The sequence below is a fragment of the Cytobacillus gottheilii genome (genome assembly GCF_001636345.1).
GTDB classification, from domain to species: domain Bacteria; phylum Bacillota; class Bacilli; order Bacillales; family Cytobacillaceae; genus Cytobacillus; species Cytobacillus gottheilii.
The window spans coordinates 432392-447318 of the sequence record NZ_KV440945.1; the positions used below are offsets into that span (position 1 = coordinate 432392).

Consider the following 14927-nt stretch of genomic DNA (forward strand, 5'->3'; position numbering starts at 1 on the left):
CATTTAATGATTGCATTCTTTCGGTCCGGCATACTCGGCTTTGGCGGAGGCCCGTCCGCTATTCCGCTAGTACACCAAGAAGTGGTCAAAAAATATAAGTGGATGGATGAAGAAGAGTTCAGTGATACACTTGCTCTTGCCAACACAATGCCAGGACCAATCGCTACGAAGATGGCAGGTTATATTGGCTATCGCGTAGGCGGTATCCTAGGCGGTATTATTGCCCTGCTGGCAACCGTTGCACCGACTGCTCTAATGATGATTTTTCTGCTTCAGCTCCTGCAGGCTTTTAAAGATATACCTTGGGTACAGCATATGTCCGCATCCGTTGTACCGGTTGTTGCAGTGATGCTAGCCGTCATGACTTGGGACTTTATCAAAAAATCCGGCAGTTCCCTCGGATGGAAGAAGGCCATTGCGTTTTTGGCAGGATCTCTTGTCATTATGGAATTTTTAAATATTCATCCGGGCATTTTAATTGTCCTGATGATTCTGATTGCTTTTATCCCGGAACGTAAAAGGGAGGAGGGCACCTCATGATTTATTGGCAGCTTTTTTTGGCCTTTTTTATTCCTGGTATCCTTGGCTATGGCGGGGGACCATCTAGCATTCCGCTTGTAGAAAATGAGGTGGTTGGCCAATATGGCTGGATGACCTCAAGAGAGTTCAGTGAAGTGCTTGCAGCTGGGAACGCTCTGCCTGGACCAATTGCAACAAAAATGGCAGCCTATATTGGGTACACTGAAGGCGGGATCATCGGCAGTTTAGTTGCGCTATTTGCCACAGTAGCACCATCTATTCTGCTAATGCTCCTATTAATGGCAATTCTATTAAAATATAAAGATACCCCGCAGGTGAAAAACATTTCGAACAATGTCAGACCTGTCATCGCCATTTTGCTTGGTGTGCTGACGTATCAGTTTGTTAAGGATTCTATTGTTAGTACGGGAACGCTTTATACATTGATCCTTGTGGTGGGCAGTTATATCTTAATGGAGAAAGTGAAATTGCATCCGGCTCTAGTCATCTTGATTGGTCTTGCAGTAGGAGCGGTCACTGGGATTATTCAATACGGTATTCACTAACGAACAGACAAAAGCCCGAATCAGCAGATTCGGGCTTTAATATGTGAATTTTATTTCTCCGCAGAGTCAGATCCTACAATGACTAATTTGCCTTGGTCAAGAACTTCTTCATATTGCTCAGCTTCAGTAGTTGTTAGACCAAGTGATTCAAATTTTGTGCGAAGCTCATCTCCGCGCTTTTTAAAGACATTACCAACAGAATCAAATAATCCTTGCTCCTTCATGCCGACAGAGCCAGTATCTGTTGCATCTGTTAGATTCTCAGAACGATCTTTGTCGTGAGCGAAAATATAAATATGCTCTTTTGAATAACCTTGGTTATTTAACATATCGATTGTGTTTGTAGCTTGCACACCATTTTCTACAACTTCAACTTTATACATATTTAGCACCTTCCATTCAATTGTTTTTATGATAGTCGGGAGCTTGTCCCTGCTAGTATATATTTATCCGCTATGAAAATTTTAAAACCTATTATTTTTATTTCTGCTTTATACTAGATGAATGAAGGGAACGTAATAACTAGAATGAGAGAGGAGGAGATATGTGCATGTTATTGCATAATGACTGGCAGGAGATCTTGAAAAAAGAGATGGAAAAGCCATATTTTCAGCAGCTGATTGAGTTTATTGAGAAAGAATATGAAAAGGAAACTGTATATCCTCCTAAACAGGATATTTTTAATAGTCTACATGATACAGATTATGCCGAAACGAAAGTGGTTTTATTAGGTCAGGACCCATACCATGGACCAGGGCAGGCTCATGGATTGAGCTTTTCGGTAAAGCCTGGGGTGAAAATTCCCCCATCTCTACGGAATATGTACAAAGAGCTCGAGAATGACTTAGGCATCCCGCCCGCAAATAATGGGTACCTAGTCAAATGGGCAAAGCAAGGTGTATTAATGTTAAATACCGTGTTAACTGTTAGGGAAGGAGAAGCTTATTCTCATCGCGGAAAAGGATGGGAGCAATTTACCGATGAGATCATTAAAAAGTTGAATGAGCGGGAAGAACCCGTTATCTTTATTCTTTGGGGCAAGCCAGCTCAAGAGAAGATGAAACTGTTAAATCTGGAAAAACATCAAGTAATTACGTCTCCACATCCAAGTCCGCTCTCGGCAAGAAGAGGCTTTTTTGGAAGCAGGCCTTTCTCGAAGGTGAATGCCTTTTTAAGAGCACAAGGACAACAGGAAATCGACTGGAAAATAAACGATATTTGACAAAATCTCGTATGTTTCATGTGAAACAGACAAAATTTGCGAAAGGCTGAAAGCAGGATGGACAACAAGAGAGTAGATTGTTTTAAGTGTAAATTCTTCTATATTACTTGGGATCAGCGCTATCCAAAAGGCTGCAGGGCTTTTGAATTTAAGACGAGCCGCCTGCCTTCGCTTGACGTATATAGAGCTTCAGGACAGCGATGTTTGCGTTTTGAAAAGAAAAATTGATAAAATTTATATTAATGATGATCAGAGGTGAAAAACTTGAGTATATCTATTCAGCAGCTTTTAGGGAAAATGGAAAAAGAACTAAAGGAAGCAAAGGGTCTTTCTCAAAGCTCTTTAGTAAGAGAAAGAGTACATGCTATAAAATCAATTTGTGAGCTGATTCTGGAAAATGGCGGAGAAAAAACTCAGCAGCTAAGTTCTATGCCTGTTTCTTATTCAGTGCCAGTATCACAGCCGCAGCCAATGCCCCAGATCCTGCCGCAGAATCCTGCGCCAGCCATTCAGCCGGCAAAACGCTTAGAGATGGAAGATGAAGCAAACGGAGATTCGCTGTTTGATTTTTAATAACTAAAAAAAGGTGCAGCAGCTAATTAAGAATAAAGTATAAGTGCTGAGAAGCCTTTGGCTACGCCTGACAGGCTGCCAATCAGTAAATCTCTTTAATATGTATAGGAGCTTTAATCATATAGAAACGAAATGGGGAATTGGGATGAAATTGTTTATTATTCTTGGAGCAGTGAATGCCTTTTTATCTGTGGCACTAGGTGCATTTGGTGCGCATGGTTTAGAAGGCAGAGTAGAGCCTAAATATTTGGAAACATGGAAGACAGGTGTTACCTATCAAATGTTCCATGCTACTGGCCTGCTTATTATTGGAGTATTGCTTGGGAAATTGCCGGCAAGTTCTCTTTTATCAACTGCGGGATGGCTGATGGTTGGCGGAATAATATTATTCTCGGGAAGCTTATACGTGTTAACACTCACGAAAATTAGTGTGCTTGGAGCGATTACCCCGCTTGGCGGTTTGTCCTTTTTAGCTGCATGGGTATTGCTGATTATTGCAGCAGTGAAATATTTATAATGGTAGAGTCTTTCTGAAAGAAACCATATGTGCTGTTTGAAATATGGTAAACTGATTGTAAGTGAATAGAAACGAAGGAATTGGTGCTGAGCAATCAGCTTAATAGGGAATTCGGTGCAAAACCGAAGCTGTCTCCGCAACTGTAAGTGCTGACGAAATAAGAAGAAAACCACTGTTTGTTTTTCACAAATGGGAAGGTCTTAAACTAGGATGAAGCACAAGCCAGGATATCTGCCAGTTCTGCAAGTATTTTACTCTTCGGAAGTTAAGAGAATTGTACGGTGTTAGTTTGATTGTATTTGGTGTGTAATCAAATATGGATAAATAGCCGGCCAATTTTTTGGGCGGCTTCTTTATATGGAGTAAAAGAACATTCACTTTTTTTTAGGCTGGATGTCTTGGCTAAATTTAAAAGCCAGTCTGCCCAGTAGCATCGAAAGCATTTGCATTTTTTAAAAAAGGGAGGTGGATGAAAATGGAGAGAAAAGATAATCGCTTTTTATGCTATCCGTTTATGCGTGAAGCGGCTTCTACGGTTGATTATGAAATTCGCACAGATTCAATGACAACAAGAATTGGGGAAGCTGCTTCTTTAACTGCAGATATTCCAAAAGTCCATCAGGATTTGATGGGACTGCTGCCGATGGCGTATCATCTGAATGGTTCAGTTCGCGGAAAACTGGCGATTTCAGAGGAAGATGTACAGGCACTCAGCAGTCTTTATGATGAATACGTAGAGGAAGTGAAAGAAGAGATTAAAACTTTTCTCCTTCCTCAAGGAACGCAAGCAGCATGTGTTTTACATGTTTGCCGGAGTGAAGCAAAGAAATCAGTTCGAGCCTTACATAAAGTCAGCCTGGAAAGAAATGTGCCAGAAATCTTGTTTGATTATACGCATTTGCTGGCCAATGTGTTATTTGTGATGGCAGTGTATGTAAATAAGATGAGCGGCGTACAAGAAATAAAATTTACAAGCAAATCATATAAAGTCAGATAGGAGAATAAAAATGAAAAACAAAAAATTCGCAGGATGGTTCGCATCCTTCATGCTGGTTCTTTTCTTAGCTGCGTGTAACACAGCAGAAGAAAACACGGAAAATAATGATCAAACAGAACAGCCGCAGGAAGAAGAATCTGCTGCTTATACTGTAACAGATGATATGGGAACAGAAGTAACGTTTGAAGAAGTGCCAGAAACCGTTGTTTCACTGCAGCCAAGTAATACAGAAATTCTTTTTGCTTTAGATGCCGGAGAAAAAGTCGTCGGTGTAACAGATGTAGATAATTATCCTGAAGAAGTTCAGGAAATCGAAAAGGTTTCCGATTCGATGACCGTTAATGCTGAAAAGGTCATTGAGCTGAACCCTGATGTCGTGATCGCTTATACAGTTGGTGCGGAAGAACAGCTGCAGCCGATTATTGATTCCGGTATCCCTGTTTTTGTCATTCAGTCTGCTTTAACATTTGAAGACGTATATGGTGATATTCAGCAAATCGCTGATGTAATGGGTGTAGGGGAGAAAGGCGAAGAGCTTGTTCAAAGCATTCAGGACCAAATCGCTTCAGTTGGTGAAAAGCTGGCAGGAGTGGAAGAGGAAAAACAGCTTTATTTAGAAATTAGTCCTGCCCCAGACATTTATACAACAGGAAGCAATACATTCCAGCAGGAAATTCTAAAGGCTGCACATGTTGGTAATGTGTTTGGAGATCAAGAAGGATGGATTAAAGTATCAGAAGAAGACATCATCAGCCGTAATCCAGAAGTGATTGCAACTACTGTTAACTATGTTGATAATCCAATTGAAGAAGTAAAGGGCCGTACAGGCTGGGATCAAATTGCTGCTATTTCTGGCGATGCTGTGTACCAGCTTGACAGTGATATTACATCAAGACCAGGACCGCGAATCGGAGAAGCTGTGCAATTGGTGGCAGAAACCGTATATCCTGAAGTTTTTCAATAATCGTCCATGAGAAAAGCGTGAAAGAAGATCCTTTCACGCTTTTTGTATGGATGTATTTTTATCTAGGTGTATATTGAGTTAACCCCTGCACGCCGCCGAATGCTGGATAATCATACTCAATTTCTTCATCAAATGTTACATAATCTAAGTAGATCATTGGGATTAAGTATCGTAAACCAGTTTCCGGATCACTCAAGATGAGATGATCTCTTCCAGCTGCTTCAATTAGACCTTTAAAAACGCGCGCATTCCATTCTGTATTGTTCTCAAATGTAGCGTAAACTGTTGCCAGCTTTCCTTTATTTAAGCGAAGAATGTTCTCAATATACGATTGCTCAATTGGCAGCATGCCAGGAACTTGCGGCGCTTGAGTTGGCGCTTGACCGCCAGTGGCCGGAAGCATAGCTCCAGTAGGGATTTGCGGCGGATAGGCAACAGGCTGCTGAACAGGATAAGCATTTGCTTTCGGTGCTGCTGTGTAAGGCTGTTGTTGCTGCTGCTGGTAACCATAATAAGGATATTGATTAAAATTCGATTGACTCACTTCTTTTCCCCTCCTAATGATTCCTATAATTTCAACATGCTAAAAAACAGTTGGACAATCCTGCTGCGTCGGCTGATAAAAGCAATGTGCCTTAAACCGGCCGGAATTCCATTGGTTATACCACTGAGCCGGGCAATTACCTGCAGGACGGAAAAACCATAAAGAATTACTGGCAGGATGGCTTCGCTCCCCTTTAATGGTTCTTCGGGCTAGATCAATTTCGCCCTGTCTGGCTCTCTGATAAAAATAACCTTTTTGAGTTGCTTCAAAGCCGCCTGGATTTTGAAAAACCATTTGCCTAATAGATCGGATATCACGAAAATCAAGGCAGTCTGCCCGCACCCGGTTCACGCCAACATTGCCAACCATCAGCATGCCAAGATTTCCATCTCCCTCTGCTTCTGCTCTCATCAATCTTGCCAACAGTCTGACATCATCTTCGTTGTACGCGATAACACCCATCCATTCACCCCCTAAGATGGTTTTCTGGCTGATTGGTGAAATATAAAACTTGGGCTATCAAAATAAATCAACTCACTATTTCATTCCTATGATGGAGCTTGTTTTTTTATGCCTACAAAATCATAATGCGAAATGTAATGAAGATAAAAAACTCCCCAGGCTTTTTGCCTGGGGAGTTTAATTTAGCTTAATTTACATGTAAAAAGTGGCTGACCTTGTCTTCTTCAAGCAGATTGCCAACAAAGAAAGAACCAAATTCGCCATAGCGGGCACTTACTTCATCAAATCTCATTTCATAAACAAGTTTCTTAAATTGAAGGACATCATCTGAGAATAAGGTAACGCCCCATTCGTAATCATCAAAACCTACAGAACCGGAAATGATTTGTTTTACTTTTCCTGCATATTGACGGCCAATCATGCCGTGGCTTCTCATCATGCTGCGACGATCTTCCATCGGAAGCATGTACCAGTTATCTTCTCCTTGGCGGCGCTTGTCCATTGGGTAAAAGCAAACATATTTTGCCTTTGGAAGAATAGGATACAAGCGTGCCAGGATTTCAGGGCTTTGATAAGGATCCTGATCAGATGGCAGATAATTGCTCAGCTCTACTACTGAAACATAAGAGTGAGCAGGCATTGTAAATTCCGCAAACTTTGTTTTATTGAATTCAGTTTCAAGTTCATTCAGTTCTTCCATTGTAGGACGAAGAAGCATCATCATAAAGTCTGCTTTTTGACCAACAACCGTATATAACGCATGGCTTCCTTTTTTCTCTGCCTGCGTCTTATTCCATTTTTCCACTAACGACAAAAATTCATGGATGGCTTCCTGGCGCTCTTCGCTTGAAAGCATCTTCCAAGTAGTCCAGTCTACAGTACGAAAATCATGCAACACATACCAGCCGTCTAGTGTCTTGGCTGCTTCACTCATGAAAATCACTCCTATATATGTACTTATCACAAAATAACTATAACATAGTTTGGCCATATATCATGTGAATAAAACTTGAAGAAAACACATTGATAATGGATCTTAGAAAAGAGAAAAGAGGCTGCAATAATTCAATGGATATTTTCAACCAAGAAATGAAATATTAACGTAAGAAACGGGTATTGTGAACAATAAATGACAGAAAAGAAAGACATTTTAGGTGTAAGCGATAACAAAATTGTGAAATCCTTGAAATTTATTATGTGTGGGGTATGCTAGAAAATGTAGATCATTTCGATTTGTGTGTTTAGGGTATATACATAAATTTTAATTGCTTGGAGGAATTGAATAATATGAGTGACTTATTCTCAGGGTTAAAAGAAAAAGTAACAGGTAACAATTTAAAAATTGTCTTTCCTGAAGGTCTTGACGAAAGAATTTTAACAGCAGCAGGCCGTCTTGCTGCAGAGAAGTCTATTACACCGATTTTAATCGGAAACATTTCAGAAATTGAAGCAAAAGCGAAAGATTTAAATGTCTCTTTAGAATCAGCTGAAATCTATGATCCAAACAACTTTGCGATGATGGACGAGCTTGTAGCTGCTTTTGTTGAAAGACGTAAAGGAAAAGCAACAGAAGAGGATGCACGCAAAATCCTTCTGGATGAGAATTACTTCGGAACTATGCTTGTATACTTGAATAAAGCAGACGGTCTTGTCAGCGGAGCAGCTCATTCAACAGCTGATACGGTAAGACCGGCATTGCAAATCATTAAAACAAAAGAAGGCGTAGGCAAAACGTCTGGCGTATTCATCATGGTACGCGATGAAGAAAAATATGTATTCGCGGATTGTGCCATCAATATCGCACCAGACAGCAATGACCTTGCTGAGATCGCGATTGAAAGTGCAAAAACGGCAAAAATGTTTGATATTGAACCACGCGTTGCGATGTTAAGCTTCTCAACAAAAGGTTCTGCAAAATCTCCTGAAACAGAAAAGGTTGCAGCTGCTGTTCAAGAAGCACAAAAACGCGATCCTTTATTAATCTTAGACGGAGAATTTCAATTTGACGCAGCATTTGTTCCATCTGTTGCTGAAAAGAAAGCACCAAACTCTCCGCTTCAGGGTGATGCAAATGTATTTGTATTCCCAAGCCTTGAAGCAGGCAACATTGGCTACAAAATTGCTCAGCGTTTAGGCAACTTTGAAGCGGTTGGTCCAATTTTACAAGGATTGAACCGCCCAGTAAATGACCTTTCCCGCGGCTGCAATGCAGAAGATGTTTATAAACTTGCCCTCATTACAGCAGCACAGGCTTTAAATCAATAAAATGGATTCTGGTCAGGCCCAATTGGGCCTGGCCATTTTTTTATGGGGGTGAAGCATGAGGTGGGGCGGGGAGTTTGAGTTTGGCGGATAAATGCGTGTTTTTGGCGGTTAAAAAAATTTAACGGCGGATATATTAAAATAACGGCGGATAAGTTGGCTTTTACGGCGGATAAATTTTCTGCACGGGTGATATCCGTAATTCTTGGGTATTTTAGAGTTGGTTTTTCTTATATTTAGGATAATCCAAACCGTAAAATGGCTCGTTTTGATTAAAATGGACCAAGGTTGTGACCTCATTCTACTTTTTGTGCCTGAAAAAGGTATTCACCCTGCATTTCCCTCTTAGCATTCCCTTTGTACAGTCTTTCACTATTGGCTTCATTCTTGCTATAATACTCTTGTTTACTAGAAATGTTTTTCCGAAAAGGGGATTTATAATATGAGTGCTGTTCAAGATTTATTGCAGCAAAAACAATGGAGAATTATCGATGAATCCGTAACAGGACTTCACTTGAGTGCCTTGCATTCTTTTGGAATGGATGATAGCTTATGCGCTTCCATTGGCGCTGGAATATCACCTCCGACAGCGAGGAGCTGGGTGCACGGGAATACAGTCGTTCTTGGCATTCAGGATACAAAGCTGCCTTACTTAAAAGAGGGAGTGGCATTTTTAAAGGATCAAGGTTATGACGTAATTGTCCGGAATTCGGGCGGTCTTGCTGTTGTTTTGGATGAAGGTGTATTGAATCTATCATTGCTATTTTCCGAGCATGAAAAAAGCATTGACATTAATCGCGGATATGAAGCCATGTGGCAGCTTATTAAGGAAATGTTTTCTGATTTTCATAAAGAGATAGAAGCGCGGGAAATTGTTGGCTCTTATTGCCCTGGCAGCTATGATTTGAGTATTGACGGCAAGAAATTTGCCGGGATATCTCAGCGCAGGCTGCGGGGAGGCATTGCCGTTCAAATCTATCTTTGCGTAAACAAAAGCGGAAGCGAACGTGCCGCACTAATTAAAGAGTTTTATGGAAGAGCAAAAAAGGATGCTGTCACAAAGCTCGTATATCCGGACATTGAACCGGGTGTTATGGCTTCCCTTTCAGAGCTGCTAAATAAAGAGCTGACAGTTAACGATCTAATGTTCCGCATTCTAAATGCTATTAAAAACAGAAGCGAGCATCTGTATTCAGCAGGAATGTCTCCGGAGGAAACGGCGTTATATGAAGGCTACTTAAAAAGAGTCGTTGAACGAAACGCCAAGATTATGGCAGACATTATTTAATATCTGACCATTCAAAAGCCGTGAGCAAACCTGCTCACGGCTCTTTAATTGGTGCTGCTGCCAACTTCTCCATTAAGGCTATCTATTTTATAAAATTTGATGCAGTCAAAGAAATATTTTGCCAGCTCGTCTTATGCTTGTCGGGGCTGAACGAGCCGCCTCCGCTTTTCTTGATGTCTAGTTCCGGGCGCTAGGGGCTCGAGGTCATAAGTCAATCCACCCAGAAGGTTAAAGAACAACCTTCCGGCCGGCTTGCCTTATGCTTGTCGCCCCTGAGCAAGCGCCCTCCACTTTTCGAGATGTCTAGCTCCGGCGGCTAGCTGCTCGAGGTCATAAGCCAATCTGTCCTAAAGGTTAAAGAACAACCTTTATGCCAGCTCGTCTTATGCTTGTCGCAGCTGAACGAGCCGCCTCCGCTTTTCGGGTCACTCAGCGACTTTTTCTAGATTGCCATTCCGGTCCATTTTGAATTTGGTGGCTGGGCGTTCGTCTTCGTCGAGGATGGCGAGTTTTCGGGCTCTGTTCATAATGTTCATGAGTGTTTCGTAGTCCTCTTGAATAGTGACGGTGTTTTGTTCAAGTTTGCTGATTTTGGCTTCCAGCTCTTGGTTCTGTGACCTTAAATCGGCATTTTCGTGTTTGAGTCTTTGATTCTCCGATTTTAATATATCTGTTTGAATATCCGTGTGATTTAAAGTTTTCAAGTAAGCTATTACATCGTCTAATTCAATTCCAGACCGAGTGCTTGGCTGCGGAATAGAAGAATAGCTAGGAACATTGTAAACTGCTTCTTCCTCCAGCTCCATGCCTTCTGCTTCCTCTGTAAGCTCTGCAGTGCCTTCTAGTGCCGGCATTTCAAATTCAAAGGTTTCTTCTTCTGCTGGTGGAATAATAGATTCAATTTCTTGCATACTTGGCACTGGCGGTGAATAGAGCAGTTTCTTTTTGCCGGCTTGTTCTTTGCCTAGCATTCTCTGGCGCTGCTTTCTTTGTTTTTTGGCAAGCTGTAAAGCTTTTTCATAGCGATGTCTAACCACTGCATTCCAGCGGAAACCGCAAGCTGCCGACGTCCGATTCAGTTTATCTCCAACCTCTTCAAACGCATTTAATTGTGTGCTGCCTTCACGAACATGTCTTAATACTGTTTCTGCGAGCAATAAGTCATTTTCATCAGTCCATGCATCTTGACGTATTTTCATATCCTCAACTCCCATATATCTTTTCACTTTTTCTGAAGCTCTATCTAAAGGATTGACAACATTGAAAGTATTTATACATCGATGTTTAACAGGATAGTAGAGTTTTTCAATAGATAGGTATGTTTTCTCACATCCGAATAGAAATTTCACAAAAAGGACAAAAAACAACCTTACGTCAGTAAAAGAAGAAAAATCCTGTCATCATCGGCTTTACTATCCATTAATCTGGTTAAATACGTCTTTCATGCTAATCTCTGCAGCTTGCATTCAGTTTTGAAAAATTGTAAAATACCCTTTAGCTTATGTCGTTTTATGACGAAGAGAGGGTTGTAAAGATGGCAAACGAATTTCGGGTTTGCGACGATTGTCAGGCAGTGAATTTAAAGACGCTGATTCCGAAGCTGAAGGAGATTGATGGAGAGGCAAAGATTGATATTGGCTGTCAATCCTATTGCGGTCCAGGCAGGAAGAAAACATTTGCCTTTGTTAATAATCGTCCGCTTGCAGCACTGACGGAAGAAGAATTAATGGAAAAAATCAATAACAAGCTAAAAAAATAAATCGCCTCCTGACCACTCGTCTTTAGGTGATTTTTTTAATTCGATTATAGATTAGGTATTTAGGAGACAGCTGCTAGTTAGTAGATTCCCTGTTATGGGTAAATGGAAAAAGTCGAAAAATTTTTTTGCTGTGCAGAAGCCTTGTCATGAAGCAGTTTTTCCTATTTTATCGGGAAAATGCCGCGTGAACGGATACTTAATTTTAGCTATAATGGACGAAACACATAAATTAGAGTGGCTGTCTCAATCACAGCCATTAGAACTGATCTTCAAGTTGACGGAGGGAAAGAATGGCTTATTCGTCGGAAAAATTAAGCGAAGAAAAAGTATTTAAAGATCCCGTGCACAGGTATGTTCATGTGAGAGACAGGCTGATTTGGGATTTAATTGGCACGAGGGAATTCCAGAGACTTAGAAGAATTAAACAGCTCGGCACCACCTATTTAACCTTCCATGGAGCAGAACACAGCCGTTTCAACCATTCCCTTGGGGTGTATGAAATTGTACGAAGAATTTCTGACGATGTGTTTAGAGGGAGACCGGAGTGGAACGACGAAAATCGCCTCTTATCTTTATGTGCTGCCTTGCTTCATGATTTAGGGCATGGACCTTTTTCTCATTCCTTTGAAAAGGTGTTTGATTTAGATCATGAATATTTTACACAGGCGATCATTTTAGGAGATACCGAAGTGAATAAAGTGCTTCGCAGAGCTGGAGAAGATTTTCCGAAGAAAGTGCAGGAAGTCATTGCTAAAACCTCAAAAAATAAGCTCGTCATTAGTCTTATTTCCAGTCAGATTGATGCAGACCGGATGGATTACTTGCAGCGTGATGCTTATTTTACCGGTGTAAGCTATGGTCACTTTGATATGGAGAGAATTCTGCGCGTTATGCGGCCGCAGGAAGATCAGGTCGTGATTAAGCATAGCGGCATGCACGCAATTGAAGACTATATCATGAGCCGTTATCAAATGTATTGGCAGGTGTATTTCCATCCTGTTACCCGCAGTGCAGAGGTTATCCTCACCAAAATCCTGCACCGTGCAAAGGATTTATTTCAGCAAAAGTATGCATTTAAGCTGGAGCCTACTCACTTTTATTCCTTCTTTAAAGGCGAAGTAACAGTTGAAGATTATGTTAAGCTCGACGAATCGATTGTTCTTTATTACTTTCAAATGTGGCAGGAAGAGGAAGATTCGATCCTCAGAGATCTCTGCTGCAGATTTATGGATCGCAATCTATTTAAGTATGCCGAATTTGATCCTGCCAAGGAATATAAAAAGCTGGCTGAGCTGTCAAGGCTGTTTGAAAAAGTGGGTCTTGACCCTGAATATTACTTAGTTGTCGACTCGTCGTCTGATTTGCCTTACGATTTTTACCGTCCAGGCGAAGAAGAAGAGCGGCTGCCAATCAATTTACAGATGAAAAATGGGGATATCCGTGAACTGTCGCGTGAGTCTTCTATTGTGGAAGCTGTATCAGGAAAAAGAAGAACAGATCATAAGCTTTATTATCCTGTTGATGTATTAAGAGACAATAGCACGAACCCCAAAATCAAAAAGCAGATTCGAGAGCTTTTGGAAATAAGTGAACGAATGTAATCTGGCCCAGATATGTAATAGACACAGTACTAATTGAAGTAGGAGATGACTTGCCTTGTTGAAAGACCACGCAAAGCTAATGCAGGCCATTGCTGATGCCGATGAAATTATTGGACGCAAAAAGTTGCAGAAAATGATCTATATTGCGAGGAAAATAGATTTTCCATTTCAAGAGCGGTTTCAATTTCATTTTTATGGACCTTATTCAGAAGAACTGACTTTAAGGGTGGAAGAGCTGTGCAATATGGGATTTGTAAATGAAGTGAAAGAGAAAAAAGGCGGCTATTATCAATACCGCTATACATTGACGGAAAGCGGCCGTGAATTTTTGGGCTTGCATGAAACGAATATGCCTTATTTGCAGGAATGTTTAAAAGATATGAACGAGCAGAATGCTAGATTTCTTGAGCTTGTTTCGACGGTTTTATATTTTGATAACCTCCCTAAAGAAGAGGTATCGGAAAAAGTTTTTACTCTCAAAAGCAAGCAGCGTTATACGGATGAGGAAATCGAAGAGGCTTATGCGTATATAGAGTCTCTTAAAAATAAAGCTAGAGTGCAATGAGCAAGCAAATGGAAAGCCGGACTTATATAAAGTCCGGCTTTCATTGGTTATTCCTTGTCGCTTAAACGCACGCCTGCTACACCATAGTGGTTTTTTTGCATTTCTTCAATAAACACAACTACATTTTCTTTTGGAGCTCCAGTTGTTTCACTGACCGCATCTGTTACTTTTTCTACTAGTGCTTTCTTTTGATCTTCGGTACGGCCGCCCAGCATTTTAACTGTTACATAAGGCATATGGAATCCTCCTCTTGAAATAATTTGCATTCTAAAAGTAGTTTTTCATAAAATCGCCTTATATGCAAGCGCTGTTTCTGCCGTGATCTTTTCACTTTAGGGAGTAGATCATGTATAATTTTACTAGATGATTCCATACATATAAAAGAATGATCGAATATATTCAGTGAGGAGCTGGAGCTTTGGATTTTTTGGAGAGTGTGTTGGCGTTTCCTCTCAGTCAACTCCCATTTGTTATCATTACATTGATGATTGCTTTTACGGTGCATGAGTTTGCCCATGCTTACACAGCTTATAAGTTTGGAGATCCAACGGCAAAAAATCAGGGCAGAGTCACATTAAACCCCATCCAGCATTTGGATCCAATCGGAACCATTTTAATTCTAATCGCTGGTTTTGGTTGGGCGAGACCGGTGCCTGTCAATCGTTATCATTTTAAGAACCCGAAATTAGCCGGTGTAACGGTATCCATAGCCGGACCATTGAGCAATCTATTAATGGCCATTTTGGCTTTTATCATCTGGTATGGGCTTGGCGGGCTTGGATTATGGACATCAACACCTATGTTTGTTAATGAATTTTTAAATACGTTCATTCATTTAAATCTGTTGCTGTTTGTTTTTAATTTGCTGCCTCTGCCGCCATTAGATGGCTATCGAATAATAGAAGACTTAGCTCCAGCAAATATTAGAGCGAAAATGACACAATTTGAAGTGTATGGGTCACTCATTTTTATTATTCTCGTGATTACGCCTTTAGGCAATTATACGATTCAGCCGATTTTTAGAACAGTTTTACCTTTCCTTAGTCAAGGATTAGATGAGTTCTTTTATCGGTTATTAATGACTTAAT

Annotated in this window: 19 protein-coding genes and 1 riboswitch; of the genes, 13 read left to right on the plus strand and 6 right to left on the minus strand. The window is 40.7% G+C overall.

The features are described 5' to 3' along the window. Positions 1–6 precede the first annotated feature (6 nt). Positions 7–540 carry a chromate transporter gene (locus A6754_RS02095; protein WP_066451281.1) on the plus strand — a complete coding sequence of 178 codons (534 nt, stop codon included), beginning with the start codon at positions 7–9 and terminating at the stop codon, positions 538–540. Beyond that, complete coding sequence (locus A6754_RS02100) at positions 537–1085, plus strand: chromate transporter (RefSeq protein ID WP_066442220.1); 549 nt, start codon at positions 537–539, stop codon at positions 1083–1085. The genes A6754_RS02095 and A6754_RS02100 overlap by 4 nt, the downstream gene beginning before the upstream one ends. Before the next feature lie 50 nt (positions 1086–1135). On the opposite strand, the gene A6754_RS02105 is transcribed toward A6754_RS02100, so the two are convergent. Further along, complete coding sequence (locus A6754_RS02105; protein ID WP_066442223.1) at positions 1136–1468, minus strand: YflT domain-containing protein; 333 nt, start codon at positions 1466–1468, stop codon at positions 1136–1138. A gap of 161 nt (positions 1469–1629) precedes the next feature. Here A6754_RS02105 and A6754_RS02110 point away from each other — a divergent pair, with 161 nt between their 5' ends. From A6754_RS02110 to A6754_RS02130, 5 genes are all read left to right on the plus strand, one after another. Beyond that, positions 1630–2307 (plus strand): uracil-DNA glycosylase, encoded by a 678-nt coding sequence (locus A6754_RS02110; protein WP_066442224.1) that lies wholly within the window; start codon positions 1630–1632, stop codon positions 2305–2307. 255 nt (positions 2308–2562) lie between these two features. Further along, positions 2563–2880, plus strand: coding sequence for a YwdI family protein (locus A6754_RS02115; RefSeq protein WP_257297384.1), 318 nt, complete (start codon positions 2563–2565; stop codon positions 2878–2880). A gap of 145 nt (positions 2881–3025) precedes the next feature. Continuing rightward, positions 3026–3397, plus strand: a complete 372-nt coding sequence (locus A6754_RS02120; protein WP_066442228.1) for a DUF423 domain-containing protein — start codon at positions 3026–3028, stop codon at positions 3395–3397. 64 nt (positions 3398–3461) lie between these two features. Then, a riboswitch (cobalamin riboswitch) is annotated at positions 3462–3650 on the plus strand. Positions 3651–3866: 216 nt separating this feature from the next. After that, positions 3867–4394, plus strand: coding sequence for a cobalamin adenosyltransferase family protein (locus A6754_RS02125; RefSeq protein WP_066442233.1), 528 nt, complete (start codon positions 3867–3869; stop codon positions 4392–4394). Positions 4395–4404: 10 nt separating this feature from the next. After that, the gene (locus A6754_RS02130; RefSeq protein ID WP_066442238.1) at positions 4405–5358 is read left to right on the plus strand and encodes an ABC transporter substrate-binding protein; all 954 of its coding nucleotides are present in this window, start codon (positions 4405–4407) and stop codon (positions 5356–5358) included. 58 nt (positions 5359–5416) lie between these two features. Here the strand turns inward: A6754_RS02130 and gerQ are convergent, their stop codons facing one another. The 3 genes from gerQ to hemQ form a co-directional block, all read right to left on the minus strand. Further along, positions 5417–5902, minus strand: coding sequence for a spore coat protein GerQ (gene gerQ / locus A6754_RS02135; RefSeq protein WP_066442240.1), 486 nt, complete (start codon positions 5900–5902; stop codon positions 5417–5419). Between the two features lie 39 nt (positions 5903–5941). Then, positions 5942–6364, minus strand: a complete 423-nt coding sequence (locus A6754_RS02140) for a cell wall hydrolase (protein WP_066442242.1) — start codon at positions 6362–6364, stop codon at positions 5942–5944. 187 nt (positions 6365–6551) lie between these two features. Continuing rightward, positions 6552–7298: a hydrogen peroxide-dependent heme synthase gene (hemQ, locus tag A6754_RS02145; RefSeq protein ID WP_066442245.1), complete on the minus strand. Its 747-nt coding sequence runs from the start codon at positions 7296–7298 to the stop codon at positions 6552–6554. A gap of 353 nt (positions 7299–7651) precedes the next feature. Here hemQ and pta point away from each other — a divergent pair, with 353 nt between their 5' ends. Then, a complete protein-coding gene (gene pta / locus A6754_RS02150; protein WP_066442247.1) occupies positions 7652–8629 on the plus strand; it encodes a phosphate acetyltransferase in 978 nt (325 codons plus the stop codon). Between the two features lie 439 nt (positions 8630–9068). Next, positions 9069–9914, plus strand: a complete 846-nt coding sequence (gene lipL / locus A6754_RS02155) for an octanoyl-[GcvH]:protein N-octanoyltransferase (RefSeq protein WP_066442249.1) — start codon at positions 9069–9071, stop codon at positions 9912–9914. Positions 9915–10339: 425 nt separating this feature from the next. Here the strand turns inward: lipL and A6754_RS02160 are convergent, their stop codons facing one another. Beyond that, positions 10340–11113, minus strand: coding sequence for an RsfA family transcriptional regulator (locus tag A6754_RS02160; RefSeq protein ID WP_066442251.1), 774 nt, complete (start codon positions 11111–11113; stop codon positions 10340–10342). A 335-nt stretch (positions 11114–11448) separates the two neighbouring features. Between A6754_RS02160 and A6754_RS02165 the strand changes: the two genes are divergently transcribed. From A6754_RS02165 to A6754_RS02175, 3 genes are all read left to right on the plus strand, one after another. Then, positions 11449–11673 (plus strand): YuzB family protein, encoded by a 225-nt coding sequence (locus A6754_RS02165; protein ID WP_066442253.1) that lies wholly within the window; start codon positions 11449–11451, stop codon positions 11671–11673. A 290-nt stretch (positions 11674–11963) separates the two neighbouring features. Beyond that, a complete protein-coding gene (locus A6754_RS02170; protein ID WP_066442254.1) occupies positions 11964–13274 on the plus strand; it encodes an HD domain-containing protein in 1311 nt (436 codons plus the stop codon). Between the two features lie 55 nt (positions 13275–13329). Then, a complete protein-coding gene (locus tag A6754_RS02175) occupies positions 13330–13839 on the plus strand; it encodes a YwgA family protein (protein WP_066442256.1) in 510 nt (169 codons plus the stop codon). 47 nt (positions 13840–13886) lie between these two features. Here the strand turns inward: A6754_RS02175 and thmT are convergent, their stop codons facing one another. Then, the gene (thmT, locus tag A6754_RS02180) at positions 13887–14075 is read right to left on the minus strand and encodes a 2-hydroxymuconate tautomerase (RefSeq protein ID WP_066442257.1); all 189 of its coding nucleotides are present in this window, start codon (positions 14073–14075) and stop codon (positions 13887–13889) included. A gap of 191 nt (positions 14076–14266) precedes the next feature. Here thmT and A6754_RS02185 point away from each other — a divergent pair, with 191 nt between their 5' ends. Next, positions 14267–14926, plus strand: a complete 660-nt coding sequence (locus A6754_RS02185; RefSeq protein ID WP_066451282.1) for a site-2 protease family protein — start codon at positions 14267–14269, stop codon at positions 14924–14926. Position 14927 lies beyond the last annotated feature (1 nt).

Coding starts and splice junctions, on each gene's coding strand:
- A6754_RS02095 (WP_066451281.1), top strand. CDS start 7: ATGATTGCATTCTTTCGGTCCGGCATACTCGGCTTTGGCGGAGGCCCG.
- A6754_RS02100 (WP_066442220.1), top strand. CDS start 537: ATGATTTATTGGCAGCTTTTTTTGGCCTTTTTTATTCCTGGTATCCTT.
- A6754_RS02105 (WP_066442223.1), bottom strand. CDS start 1,468: ATGTATAAAGTTGAAGTTGTAGAAAATGGTGTGCAAGCTACAAACACA.
- A6754_RS02110 (WP_066442224.1), top strand. CDS start 1,630: ATGTGCATGTTATTGCATAATGACTGGCAGGAGATCTTGAAAAAAGAG.
- A6754_RS02120 (WP_066442228.1), top strand. CDS start 3,026: ATGAAATTGTTTATTATTCTTGGAGCAGTGAATGCCTTTTTATCTGTG.
- A6754_RS02125 (WP_066442233.1), top strand. CDS start 3,867: ATGAAAATGGAGAGAAAAGATAATCGCTTTTTATGCTATCCGTTTATG.
- A6754_RS02130 (WP_066442238.1), top strand. CDS start 4,405: ATGAAAAACAAAAAATTCGCAGGATGGTTCGCATCCTTCATGCTGGTT.
- A6754_RS02140 (WP_066442242.1), bottom strand. CDS start 6,364: ATGGGTGTTATCGCGTACAACGAAGATGATGTCAGACTGTTGGCAAGA.
- hemQ (WP_066442245.1), bottom strand. CDS start 7,298: ATGAGTGAAGCAGCCAAGACACTAGACGGCTGGTATGTGTTGCATGAT.
- pta (WP_066442247.1), top strand. CDS start 7,652: ATGAGTGACTTATTCTCAGGGTTAAAAGAAAAAGTAACAGGTAACAAT.
- lipL (WP_066442249.1), top strand. CDS start 9,069: ATGAGTGCTGTTCAAGATTTATTGCAGCAAAAACAATGGAGAATTATC.
- A6754_RS02160 (WP_066442251.1), bottom strand. CDS start 11,113: ATGAAAATACGTCAAGATGCATGGACTGATGAAAATGACTTATTGCTC.
- A6754_RS02165 (WP_066442253.1), top strand. CDS start 11,449: ATGGCAAACGAATTTCGGGTTTGCGACGATTGTCAGGCAGTGAATTTA.
- A6754_RS02170 (WP_066442254.1), top strand. CDS start 11,964: ATGGCTTATTCGTCGGAAAAATTAAGCGAAGAAAAAGTATTTAAAGAT.
- thmT (WP_066442257.1), bottom strand. CDS start 14,075: ATGCCTTATGTAACAGTTAAAATGCTGGGCGGCCGTACCGAAGATCAA.